Origin of the sequence: Ensifer sp. ENS10, assembly GCF_014852025.1 — a bacterium.
In the GTDB taxonomy this organism is placed as follows: Bacteria; Pseudomonadota; Alphaproteobacteria; order Rhizobiales; family Rhizobiaceae; genus Ensifer.
Genome location: NZ_JACVAS010000005.1, coordinates 61,121 through 73,472, shown reverse-complemented (window position 1 = coordinate 73,472; position 12,352 = coordinate 61,121). Strand labels below are relative to the sequence as shown.

General features: G+C 60.8%; 9 protein-coding genes and 2 pseudogenes. 3 read left to right on the top strand and 8 right to left on the bottom strand.

Annotation, left to right across the window (positions count from 1 at the left end; translation table 11 throughout):
* Positions 1 to 45 precede the first annotated feature (45 nt).
* Complete coding sequence (locus IB265_RS18700) at positions 46 to 1,299, bottom strand: extracellular solute-binding protein (RefSeq protein WP_309140386.1); 1,254 nt, start codon at positions 1,297 to 1,299, stop codon at positions 46 to 48.
* A gap of 146 nt (positions 1,300 to 1,445) precedes the next feature.
* Here IB265_RS18700 and IB265_RS18695 point away from each other — a divergent pair, with 146 nt between their 5' ends.
* Together IB265_RS18695 and IB265_RS18690 are read left to right on the top strand one after the other, a co-directional pair.
* Entirely contained in the window at positions 1,446 to 2,300 is an 855-nt protein-coding gene (locus IB265_RS18695) for a MurR/RpiR family transcriptional regulator (RefSeq protein ID WP_082615716.1), read from the top strand.
* Positions 2,301 to 2,321: 21 nt separating this feature from the next.
* Entirely contained in the window at positions 2,322 to 2,999 is a 678-nt protein-coding gene (locus IB265_RS18690) for a phosphoribosylanthranilate isomerase (RefSeq protein ID WP_162728044.1), read from the top strand.
* Between the two features lie 68 nt (positions 3,000 to 3,067).
* On the opposite strand, the gene IB265_RS18685 is transcribed toward IB265_RS18690, so the two are convergent.
* Complete coding sequence (locus IB265_RS18685; protein WP_192494992.1) at positions 3,068 to 5,470, bottom strand: transketolase; 2,403 nt, start codon at positions 5,468 to 5,470, stop codon at positions 3,068 to 3,070.
* Positions 5,471 to 5,596: 126 nt separating this feature from the next.
* On the opposite strand from IB265_RS18685, the gene IB265_RS18680 reads away from it, so the two are divergent.
* The gene (locus tag IB265_RS18680) at positions 5,597 to 6,094 is read left to right on the top strand and encodes an Lrp/AsnC family transcriptional regulator (protein ID WP_057248303.1); all 498 of its coding nucleotides are present in this window, start codon (positions 5,597 to 5,599) and stop codon (positions 6,092 to 6,094) included.
* Between the two features lie 904 nt (positions 6,095 to 6,998).
* On the opposite strand, the pseudogene IB265_RS18675 reads toward IB265_RS18680, so the two are convergent.
* From IB265_RS18675 to IB265_RS37780, 6 genes and pseudogenes are all read right to left on the bottom strand, one after another.
* Positions 6,999 to 7,518 (bottom strand): annotated as a pseudogene (locus tag IB265_RS18675) (alpha/beta hydrolase); the annotation flags it as partial.
* Positions 7,519 to 7,573: 55 nt separating this feature from the next.
* Positions 7,574 to 8,680 (bottom strand): PAS domain S-box protein, encoded by a 1,107-nt coding sequence (locus tag IB265_RS18670; protein WP_192494991.1) that lies wholly within the window; start codon positions 8,678 to 8,680, stop codon positions 7,574 to 7,576.
* A gap of 166 nt (positions 8,681 to 8,846) precedes the next feature.
* Complete coding sequence (locus tag IB265_RS18665; RefSeq protein WP_246805989.1) at positions 8,847 to 9,845, bottom strand: purine nucleoside permease; 999 nt, start codon at positions 9,843 to 9,845, stop codon at positions 8,847 to 8,849.
* 727 nt (positions 9,846 to 10,572) lie between these two features.
* Entirely contained in the window at positions 10,573 to 11,781 is a 1,209-nt protein-coding gene (locus IB265_RS18660) for an MFS transporter (RefSeq protein WP_110881238.1), read from the bottom strand.
* A 59-nt stretch (positions 11,782 to 11,840) separates the two neighbouring features.
* Entirely contained in the window at positions 11,841 to 12,164 is a 324-nt protein-coding gene (locus tag IB265_RS18655; RefSeq protein ID WP_192494989.1) for a LysR substrate-binding domain-containing protein, read from the bottom strand.
* A pseudogene (locus IB265_RS37780) lies at positions 12,134 to 12,319 on the bottom strand (hypothetical protein); the annotation flags it as partial. The gene IB265_RS18655 and the pseudogene IB265_RS37780, both read right to left, overlap by 31 nt.
* Between the last annotated feature and the right edge of the window lie 33 nt (positions 12,320 to 12,352).

The window sequence follows — 12,352 nt, the reverse complement described above, 5'->3', positions numbered from 1 at the left end:
GATGCGCGCAGCCGCCGGAGGCCGGCGACTGCGGCTTTCGAAGGTTTACTTGTTGTCCTTCAGGGCGCCCTCGAGGCGCTTGGCGGCATCAGCCGGCGTCACGGACCCATCCAGTGCACCCTGCAGTGCTGTGTAATAGGTGTTGGTCGCAGCCGGCGGCATGGCCGTGTCGTAGAAGGAATCGAGATGGCCAGCAGCATTCATCAGGTCGTTGCTGATGCCGTAGAGCACGGGGCCGGCGGCCGCTTCCGTCGTGGCGCCCTTCACGGTAACCATCGTCTTGCGCAGCTCGACATACTTGGTCATCACCTCGGGCGAGGAAAGGAACTTCAGGAGCGTCACGGCATCGGACTTGTTCTCGGCCTTTTCCGAAATGCCGAAGGAGGCAGCAACGCCGGCCAGCACGTCGGTCTGGTCGCCGGCTCCGCCCGCGACCGTCGGGAAGGCGAAGTAGCCGAGATCGAAGCCTTCCGGCGCGTCGGCGGACGCACCGATCTGCCAGGTGCCGTTGAGCAGTATCGCGGCCTGGCCGTTCAGGAAGAGCATGTTTGCTTCCTGGTCGCTCATTCCGTTGAAGCCGGTTGGGAAGTATTCACTTTTGGCGATCTCGGCGACCTTTTCAAAGGCCTTTTCGCCTTCCGGGCCGAGCGAGGCATTCGCGTCGCCATTGACGAAGGAGGCGACCACGCCGGAGCCCTTGAGCCGCATTTCCATGTACTGGAACCAGAAGGTTGCCGGCCAGGAATCCTTGTTGCCAAGCGCAAAAGGCACGAGGCCGTCGGCCTTGATCTTCTCGGCAAGCGCCATAAGCTCGTCATAGGTCTTGGGGACCGTCCAGCCCTTTTCGGCAAACAGCGCCTTGTCGTACCAGAAGACGACGGAATCGACGTCGACGGGCACGGCATAGGTATGGCCGTCCTTGCTCGTCTGAGCGATGGCGCTTTCCAGGAAGCTTTCGCGCCAGCCGTCCTTGGCGAGGTCCTGGTCGAGTGCGTACATCTGGCCGCCCTTGACGAAGGCGTTCAGGAAGCCGCCGGGCAGGGTATAGAACACGTCGGGCGGATTGCCGGAGGCCATCGCGGTGTTCAGCTTCGTCTTGTAGGCCGATTGTTCGGCGGCGACGACATCGAGCGTGATGTCGGGATGCTTCTTGGCGAAGGCCTCTAACGCGAAGTTGATGAAATCGACCTTATCCTGCTGCCCGGCATAGGCGTGCCAGAAGGTAAGCTCGCCGGCCGTTGCCGGAAATGTCGACAGCGCCAAGGATGCGCCTGCAATGAGAACAGACTTCAGCTTCACGGTTTCCTCCCCAAAAAGCTTGTGCAGCACCTCCAGCTGCATTCATGTAGTGATGCCACATCAAAAATCATGTGTCCATAGTGACACCACAACATCGCCATGTTAGCTTCATTCACGGAAAGCGTTTGCCAGCGAGAGAACCGTTCATGAGTGTCGACCCGCGCGCTACAGTAGGCCCGGCCAGCAGCCGGTTGCGCAGCGTCCTGCCGAAGCTGTCGGATTCGGAGCGCCGCGTCGCTTTGTGGGTTCTCGAAAATGTCGAGGCGACGATCCGCAATTCCATGTCGGTCATCGCCCAGGCGACCGATGTCAGCGACACGACGGTTTTGCGGATGTGCCGCACGGCTGGTTTCGAAGGCTTTACTGACCTGAAATTCGCGCTCGCGCAGGAGCCACGCGGTGGCCGTTCCGAGACGGCGAGCGATCCAGAAGCGAGCGATCTGCAGGCGGCCAACCGCCTCTTTCGCGCCGTGGCGCAGGCGATCAGCGATACGCAAGGCGTGCTGAACGAAGCAACCTTTGCAAAGGCGCTCGATCTGATTGCAGGCGCGCGGCACATCGTCGTCGGTGGCGTCGGCGGGTCCGGAATCGTAGCGCAAGCCTTCTACCAGCGCTGCATCCGTCTTGGTCTGCGCTGCGATGCGCCGATCGATTCCCAGCTTCAGATCATGCATTCGGCACTGACCGGACCTGATGATCTCGTCGTCGCAATTTCCTATTCCGGCATTACCAGCGACCCGGTCCTCGTGCTGCAGGAAGCCAAATCCCGCGGGGCAGCGACGCTCTGTATTACAGGCAACAGCGCATCGCCGCTGGCGCGCCTTGCCGATGTCGCGCTTGTCAGCGTCTCGCATGAGCAGGGCAGCGAGCCGATGGCCGCCCAGATCGCGCAGATGGCACTGATCGACGCGCTCTATTCGGCGCTCGTCGCGCGCAATGCCGAACGGGCGCAACTCACCGAAGAGCGGATGGTCAACGCCATCCTGCCGAAATCCATCTAGTACCCAGACACAGGTAGTGCCGTGAAAGTCCAGATCTACACCATGCAGACCGTTTCCGAGGCCCTTGCCGCTGCCGCTGCCGGCGTCGACTATCTCGGCCTGACCCCGTCCAATCGTGGCCTACCAGGCGAGATCGATTTTGCGACCGCCCGCGAGATTGCAGACGCACTCAAGGGCAAGGCACAGCGGGTTGCTCTGTCGGTTGAGAGCGACCTCGACGCTATTGCCGACATGGTGGCCGCGGTCCAGCCGGACGTTCTGCACCTATGCGGTAATATTTCGTTGGTGACGCCAGAGCAGGTGAGGGCGCTGCGCGAGAGGCTCGTGCCGCTCTATCCGGACCTGCGTATCCTGCAGGCCATTCCGATGACGGGGCCGGAGGCGCTCGACCATGCGGCTGCCTTCGAGCCCTATTCGGACTTTTTCATTCTCGATTCGGTTGCCGCCCACATCGGCGGCATTGGCGCGGCGGGCGTCACGCATGACTGGTCGCTGAGCCGCGAAATCGTCAAGCGCAGCAAGTTGCCGGTCATCCTCGCCGGCGGTCTCGGCCCGGACAACGTCGCGGCAGCCATCGCCGCCGTGCAGCCCTGGGCGGTGGATTCGTTGACGCATACGAACAAGCCGCTGCCGGAAGGTGGCTTCCGCAAGGACATCGACAAGATCGCCGCCTTCGTGAAGGCGGCAAGGACGGCTTGAGCGTCGCAGAAAGCTAGGAAGGGCGGGCACGTCGCGTCGCCCTTCCGCCCGGGCCTTTCCGTACAGCCTCAGGCCGTGTGTACCCGCATGGGCGGGGCGGTGACGGTGCGGGCAAACGAATCCGCGGCTTCCATAATGGCCTGTGTGTCGATGCCGAAATGGGCATAGAGATCGGCGATCGTGCCGGTTTGGCCAAAATGCTCAACGCCGAGCGATACCGTGCGATGTCCCTCGACCGAGCCCAACCAGCCGAGGGTCGCCGGATGCCCATCCGTGACGGTGATGAGGTTTGCCGATTGCGGCACGGCCCCAAGTAGCGCCTCGACATGGCTCCGGGCCGCGCCGTTGCCGTGGCGGCGGGCGCGTTGCGCCGCGGTCCAGCCGGCGTTCAGGCGGTCGGCCGAGGTCACCGCCAGAACGGCGATGTCGCCGTGGCGCTCGGCAAGCCGCCCGGCGGCCATCAGGACTTCCGGCGCGATGCATCCCTGATAGGCGAGCACGATGCGGGTGCGGGCGGATGGTGGGCGCAGCCAGTAGGCGCCGTCGATGACGCCTTGCCGGAAAAGGGGATTTTCACGCCTAAGTGCGATCTGCTCCAGCGGTCGTGTCGTCAGGCGCAGATAGACCGAGCCACCGGTCTCGTCACGCAGCCAGGTGCGTGTGTCATGCGTAGCCTCGCCGTCGCGCTGCATGTAGTCGAACGACCAGTCCATGATGACGGAGAGTTCGTCGAGGAAGGCGGGCTCGAAGCTTGCAAGACCATCCTGGCTCATGCCGATGAGCTGCGAGCCAATCGACTGATGCGCCCCACCCTCCGGCGCCAGCGTCACGCCAGAGGGCGTGCCGACGATCATGAACCGGGCATCCTGATAGCAGGCGTAATTCAGCGCATCGAGGCCGCGAGCGACAAAGGGATCGTAGACGGTGCCGATGGGGATGAGCCGCTCGCCGAACAGCGAATGGGAAAGGCCCGCAGCGCCGAGCAGCAGGAAGAGGTTCATTTCGGCAATGCCAAGTTCGATATGCTGGCCGGATGGCCCGAATTCCCATTTCTGCGCTGAGGGCACGCGCTCGTCGCGGAACGTATCGGCGAGCTTTTCGCGGGCAAACAGCCCGCGGCGGTTCACCCAGGGACCGAGATTGGTCGAGACGGTGACGTCGGGTGCTGTGGTGACGATGCGGGCAGACAGCGCATCGTCACGCTGGGCAAGTGCATCGAGGATCTTGCCGAAGCCTGCCTGTGTGGACAGTTCACGATCGTCGAGGAAGACCGGACCTGCCGAGGACACGGCGGGGGAGGCGAAGCGTCGGGTACCCTCGGTGAAGAACGGTACGGTCTTCAGGAAATCCTCAACTGGCTTTGCCGAGGGGATCGCACTGAACGGCTCCCATTCCGTGCCAGGCTTGACGCCGATGCGCGTCTGGAACACCTCCATCTGCGCCTTGGTCATCAGGCCGGCATGGTTGTCCTTGTGACCGGCGAGCGGCGTGCCCCACCCCTTGATCGTATAGGCGAGGAATACGGTCGGCCGGTCATCGTCGATGCTTTCGAAGGTGCGGATCAGTGTTTCTAGGCAATGGCCGCCGAGATTGTTCATGAGGTCGGAAAGTGCGTCGTCGCTGCGTGCGGCAAGGAGGTCGGCGACGCCTGGTTCGCCGCCGATTTCGTCGACCAGCCGCTTGCGCCAGGCCGCGCCGCCCTGGAAGGTGAGCGCCGAATAGAGCTGGTTGGGGCAGCGGTCTATCCAGCCGCGCAGCGCTTCGCCGCCTTGCTCGCGGAAGGCGGCCTCCTGAAGTGCGCCGTATTTCAGCACCTTCACATTCCAGCCGAAGGCGGTGAAGATGCCCTCGATGCGCTGCCACAGCCCCTCGCGCACGACGCCGTCGAGGCTCTGTCTGTTATAGTCGATCACCCACCAGGTGTTGCGCAGGTCGTGTTTCCAGCCTTCCTGCAGGCATTCATAGATATTGCCTTCGTCGAGCTCCGCATCGCCGACCAGCGCGATCATCCGGCCGTCCGGGCGCTTCGACCAGCCCTTGGCGGTGATATAATCCTGAATGATGGAGGCGCAGGCGGTGATGGCGACGCCGAGGCCGACGGAGCCCGTGGAAAAATCGACGTCGTCGATGTCTTTGGTGCGGCTCGGATAGGATTGCGCACCGCCAAAGCCGCGGAAATTCTGCAGCTTCTCCCTGGTCTGGTTGCCCATGACATACTGGATGCCATGGAAGACCGGCGAGGCATGCGGCTTTACCGCCACGCGGTCTTCCGGCCGCAGCACATGAAAATAGAGCGCCGTTAGGATCGAGGCGAGCGAAGCCGATGAGGCCTGATGCCCGCCAACCTTCACCTCGCCCTTCTCGCGCAGGTGATTGGCGTTGTGGATCATCCAGCAGGCGTGCCACAAGACCTGTCGCTCCAGGCTTTTGAGATGCGCCAAGCGTTCGGGCGTCAAAGCCGGTTCCGTCATGAATATCCTCCCTCATGCTCCCACCGACAGGCTAACTCGGAAATATCGGCAAATCTGACCTAAGTTGACGGATTTTTCGCGAGATGCGAAAGATCTAACCTCAAGGGTGGAATTCTTAGGTCAATCATGTCTCAGTCGAAGCCTTCACTGGATTCCGCCACTATCCGCATCCTCGATCTCCTTCAACAGAACGCCGAACGGAGCATTTCGGAGTTGGCGGAAGCGACCGGCCTATCGGCCTCGCCCTGTTGGCGACGCGTCAATGATCTCAAGGAAAGCGGCGTCATCAAGGGGACGGTGGCGCTGGTCGACGCGCCTTCGCTTGGCCTGGCGGTCAACGTCTTCGTTCAGGTCTCGCTGAAGCAGCAGGATCGGCAGTCCCTTGACATCTTCAACGCGGCGATCCGCACCAAACCGGAAATCGTCGAGTGCTATCTGATGACCGGCGAGGCGGATTACATGTTGCGCGTCGTCGTCGAGGATCTTGCAAAATTCCAGGCGCTGGTAGTCGATTTTCTGACGCTCATTCCCGGTGTCGCCAATATCCGGTCCAGCTTTGCACTGAGCCAGATCAAGTACACGACGGCGCTACCAACCGAGCATCTCAAGGGCAAAGGCGCTTGATATCCACAACCTTTGACCGCGTTGCTGAGATATGCTCGGAGGCTCGTGGCGACATGAACCGTGGCTCGAAGGTCGTTTCGGCCCGAAGGGAGCCGTTCTTCACGAGCCCCGAGCACGGCTTGTTGCGAGCATGTTCACGCTCTGGGCCAAAAAGAACGCATGATGTATCGGGTGGAACCAAGGCGCACGCACCGCATGCCAGCGTCTTCCGACACGAGCGGAGTGGGTGTTGAATTAACGGCCAACTTCCCCCTCTGACCAAAACAGCGAGCGACAAACGGGGTTGGCCTTTAAACCCCAAGCCTGGCCATGGCGATACGGCGAGACCGTTGCCCCACGGGCCGCGGCTCTGGGTGCCAGTTCGGGTGCAGGTGACGACGTGCTGGCCGCGGTCGGCCTGGATGATTGCCGACAGATTATGCACGTGTGATTTTGCTTTATTTTTGGGCAACTGTGCATTATACGACAGTTATGCGATGCCGTTCCTCCCAAGCGCATCGCCGGGTATCGCGTCCCGATATAGCCTGTCGCTGATGCATCGGCGTCAGGCTTTCTTTTCCAACAGAGGGCGCATTTCGAGGAAGCGCATCCGCGGATCGTTGCTCGCGCTTTCCATTGCAAAAACCGATCAACATAAGCAAAGTTCCGCTCGAATCGCACACTCAGCCTTGAATCTAGATCCTCGATCAGCCGCCCTGACATTCGTTCGGACATCAGAAGATCCGATGCTTGCAGGTCGATCACGGCATCCACTCGCGCCCATGATCCGCCGAGCACTGCTTGTGGAAATCCACGACGATACCTGCGCCAAACGACCGCACCGTCTCGATGTCGGCGGCACCAGCTGTGGCATAACCTTCAGCGCGCCTTGCGGGCAGCGCGGTTGATCAATACGCCATCGCTTTCACTGGCGGTCGACGTCGATGATCGCCTGCGCGAAGTCTTCCGGCGCTTCCTGCGGCAGGTTGTGGCCGATGCCACCAGTGATGTTGCGATGCTGATACTTGCCGGAAAACATGCCAGCATAAGCTTCAGGCTCGGGATGCGGCGCGGCATTCTGGTCACCTTCGAGGGTAATCGTCGGGATCGTGATCAACGGGCTCTTGGCAAGTATTTCCTCGAATGCGTCGAAGCGGGTTCGCCTTCGACCAGCCCCAGCCGCCAGCGATAATTATGGACGGTGATAGCGACATGGTCCGGATTTTCGAACGCCGTGGCCGAGCGCGCGAAGATCGCGTCGTCGAATTGCCAGGTCGGCGAGGCGGTCTCCCAGATCAGACGAACGAAATCGCGCGTATTGGCCTGGTAGCCGAGCCGGCCGCGCTCAGTGGCGAGTAGAATTGATACCACCAGGCCATCTCGGCCTTGGGCGGAAGAGGCTTCTTGTTCAGCTCTTGGCTGCCGACGAGATAGCCAGCCCGTGATGCGGATTGTCGGCAGGGCGATCAACGGCATAGTTGCAAAATCGGCCCCGAACACCTAGCCGCGAGCGGCGAGCATCTCAGTCGGGACGTCGATCGACGCGACAAGCCCCGTCTCTCGCCAATCACGGTCGATCGTCGCGTTCAGTGCGCTTGCCAACCCCCTTTCCAGGCGGCTGCCGAAACCCATGTGCTGTTCGCGCGCCGGCTTTGGCCCTCCCATTTCGCGCCAGACAAGGTGCGTCCAGTCATTCTCTTCCCGGATGCTCAAATCGATATGACCGTTTGTCACGGAGAGCGCCCCATACTTTGCGGCATTGGTCGCAAGTTCGTGCAGCAACAACGCTATATGCGTCATCGCCTGGCCTCCCACAACACGATCTTGACCGCTGATCGTTATCCTCTCTTCTGCCGCATACGGTTCGAGGATCGTTCTGATCAGTGCGTGCAGCGAAATCGTCTGGGTGTTTCCGGTTCCGTTTTGCCAATCCGACATGGTGAGTTCATGGGCGCGGGAGAGCATCGATAGCCGCGCCTGGATCGTCGCAAGGAGGCTGTCGATATCGCTGGCCGACCGGCCGCTGATCGAGACGATCGCGGAAGCGAGCGCAAAGAGGTTTTTCACGCGATGCCGCATTTCGCCCATCAAGAGCTGCTGCTGCTCCTCGGCGACGCGTCTTTCAGTAATGTCTCTCGCGATCTTCGAGGCGCCGACGATCACGCCGTCCGCATTCCGAATCGGCGAGATGGTCAGCGAGATATCGACCAATGATCCGTCTTTGCGTCGCCGCAGTGTCTCGAAGTGTTCGACGCGCATGCCGCGTTGGATTTCGGCGATGATCGCCGGCTCCTCATCCAGTCGGTCCTGCGGAATCAAGATGGTGATCGACTTTCCGATGACCTCTTCGGCCCGATAGCCGAACAAGCGTGTCGCGCCGGGATTCCAGCTCTGAATAATGCCTCGCAGATCCTTGCTGACAATCGCATCGTCGGAGCCGTCGATTATTGCGGCCAGCCAATCGCGGGGATCGGGTCCATCCGCGACCGATGTGTCAGCAAAGTTGGAGGCATGGTTGTGAGACGTCGAGGGCACGCTGAACGGCAATTTGCGGATCTGCGCGGCCCGTTCGCCTCCAGATTGTTCGTCGTCGCCCGGAATTTCCATGGCGCGTCCTCCTCAAGAGTACTCGATGCGGGACGCCGGCTGATGAAGGGAGCTTGCGTGCATCCTCTCTATAGCAGTCGGCTAGGCTATTCTGCCAACAGGCGCCGAAACTTAACGCCGATTCACAGACCCAGACGCGGACATTTGCGACCGCGCCAACTTCCGGTCAGTTTTTCAGCCCTGCTTCATAGCGGCTCCAATGGGCGATGATGTCTTCGGCGAGCGCATTGCCGACGAGGAAGGCGTTCTGGGTTGCCGGGCCGAAGCCGCCGGACTTCGCCGCCAACGACTCCGCCGTGCTCTGGCCGTCATGCGGACGGTCGAAGTTGGATGCCGTGCGCAATACGGCGATCCGGCCGAAATCCAGTCGCCCGCCATCCGCGGCGCGGCTGAGAGCGGTCAGGGTGGCGTTGTCCTCCATCTGGCTCGTGCAGTAATCCGCCTTTCCATCGGTGAGGACCTTTGCGTGCGCGGCGAGTTCCGTAGCAACGCCCGCGCCATGCCAATAGGTATCGGCCGAAATGGTCGTGCAGCTCGTTACGCCCGGCTTGGCCTTGGCGGCCGGCTGCGAATAGAGTGCGCGATAGGCGGTCGCGGTCTCGCCGTCGGCCAGCGTGACATTCCGGCTCGCCGCAAGCGCCGCCTCGAGCAGTGGTTTGTTCATTTCAAACACCTCGGTTCCGGCGCCCCAGGCCTGCTTTTCTCCAGGCACGCCTGCACCAAGCTCGACGACGGTCGACTTCCATTCTGCCGGCGCCTCGGACGTGGCCATGCGATGGAAAAGGCCGCCATCGATGACATAATCGGCCCAGGCAGCCGAGCCGAGCGTGCCCTTCGAAGGGTCGATTCCGGCTATTCCTGCGATGATGAAATAGGTCTTCGACAGATCTAATTTGTCCGAAAGCGCGACCGCTGCTGTGGACGCGGCCGCATTTGCAAATCCCATCGTGGTCGTCATGACGCAGAGATCGTCGTTGCAGACGACGTCGGGAGCGCTTTTCGGCAGCCCTGTCACCGCGATGCGCTTGGGCAATTGCAGGTTTTCCAGCCAGGGCTTGGTTTCTTCCCCGAACATGGTGATCACTAAAACTTTGGGGGTGACGATTTCGGCATGCGCGACCATCGGGAATGCGAGTGTCAACGAAATCAGCGCAATTTTTCTCATCTGCCTTACCTTCTTCATGGCCGTTGCGATATCCCGGTACAGGACGCCCTGCCACCATAACGTAAACTCCGCAAGGCGCTGCATCTTCTTACAGAATTCGCCGCTACGGCAGATTCACGGCAGGCAGGAAAGGATGGTCGGTTACGAAAGGGCGTCCGTGCCTTTCTCGAATATGAAAAACGTCCCCGAACCGCTCTGGTCCTGCGTCAGGACGCATTTCGAGCGGAGCCCTTCGATAGAAGGCCTGAATTCCTCCATCGGCAGGGCCTTGGCGTAGATGTCGTTTGGCAGTGAACCGTTAGATTGCGTTCGTTGCGGCAGCTTTTGGCGGTTAATTTGAGATCGCATGCCCACGCATCATTGGACATTTGAGGGTTTAAGCATCTGTAAACATGCGGGTTTAGCGGGGGTCATCTCCGAAGATATGACGCTGCTGCCATTGTGGAAAATCTCAAATTAGGTGCCAGCTCACGAGCCAAAATCTCAAATTAACTGCTTAATCTCAAATAATGTGGCGTGCTATGTTGTTGAAAATATTAGAGGCACAGTCTCGCGATTAAATAGCTTCCTGCTTGGCAACGAGGTGTATTTGCTCGAAGCCAAGTGGCAAGGGTTGCCCATGTAAGGGCGGAATTCTGCCTATGTTGATGTTTTGGACTTTGAAGATCGCATAATGTATCGACTGGACCTTATTACCACGGGGCATCCGGCCATAGGACCGATGTCTTCAAGCGTGGCCCTCTTCAATCCTCGGAAGGAACCACGCGAGAAGCCCCGCAAGCGGGAGGAAGGAGCAGACGTAGTAAACCGTTCCGACACCATAGCTGTCGGCCAATATTCCGAGAAGCGCTGCGGCTATACCGCCAAGGCCGAAATTCAGACCGTAGAACAGCCCACCAATGAGTCCTATCCGGTGCGGCAGCAACTCGATTGCGTAGATCAGGATGGAGGCGAAGGCGCTCGCCATGATCAGGTTGATCATCACCGTCAGCACGCCGGTCCAGAGGAGGTCGACGTGTGGCAGGATCAGCGTCAGCGGAAGCGGCCCCAGAACCGAAATCCAGATGATACGATAACGCCCGATGCGATCACCGACGATGCCGCCGATCAGCGCGCCCGCGGCCGAAGCCAGTAGGAAGATGAACAGCATCATCTGTGCGGAGGGGATCGAGAGGCCGAACTTCTCCATGAGATAGAAGGTGTAGAATGAGCGGAAGCTCTCGCCATAGGCGTTCTTAGTAAACATCAGCAGCGTCAGGACCCCCAGGGCTACCCCGATCGTCGCTGGCGCGTGACGAACGGCGCCGCCCGCCTTCTTGCCGTCTGCCCGCAACGCCATGAATGCGGCGCCGATCTCCCGCTGCTTGCTACCGATCCATACAAGAAGTGCCATGGCCATCAATGCGAGAACGGCAAACCAGGCGAGGCTCGGCTGTCCCCAGGGAACGATGATCAGCGCAGCGAAGACCGGGCCGAGCGCGCCGCCCGCCTGACCGCCGACCTGAAACAGTCCCTGCGCCAACCCCTGGCGCCCGCCGGCGGCATAGCGCGCCATGCGCGTCGCTTCCGGGTGAAAGATGGACGATCCAATGCCGATCAGCGCAACTGAAACCAGAATCACCGCGTAGCTATGGGCGAAGGCAAGGCTAACCAGGCCAGAGAGTGTAAACATCATCCCCACGACCGGTGAATAGGGCGCGGGATGTTTGTCCGTCACCATGCCGATTACCGGTTGCAGCAGCGACCCGGCGATCTGGAAGGTCATGGTGATCAAGCCGATCTGCACGAAATCCAGCGCATAGGCGTCCTTCAGGATCGGATAGGCCGCCGGAATCAGTGACTGCATCAGGTCATTGAGGAGATGGGTGAGACCCAGAATGACCAGCACAGCGAGATGCGTCTTGGGACGCGTCATGGTGGGAATGGCGACAGTCATGATTGTTGTTCTTGGCCCTTGGGAAATTTGGGGAGGCGGCTTGCAGCGGCATCCGACCGTCATCGGTAGAACGCGGCGCGCCGCGATGGGAGCTTATGCATCGCCCGAGCGGCGGGCAACCGTTTATTCGCGCTACGAGGGCAATAGGAGGCAATCCTATCCCGATGGATGTCGCGCGCCAATGTCGTGAGGAAGCCGGAGCCGACATCGGCGGTCTCGTCGATCAGGCGCTGGATTACATCGGAAGACCAGGTGACCTCGACATCGAGATGCAGCGTCGGGTGGCGCCGCGAGAACTCCACGATCAGCGAAGGCAGGAAGGAGAGCCCGACGCTCTCGACGGTCCCCGTCTTCAAGCCCCTGAGAATGTCGAGCTCGGACACCGCCGCTTCGAGAGGTGATGCGACGCGACGGACTGCCGGTGAAGGATTTCGCCGGCGGCCGTCAGTTTGAGGCGATGACCCTCGCGTTGAAGCAGCGCCATGCCCAAGCGATCCCCGATCTGCCGCGATACGGACGACGACGCGACATTGAGCCTCCGGGCGCATTGGCCGCGGTTCGAATCCCTTCA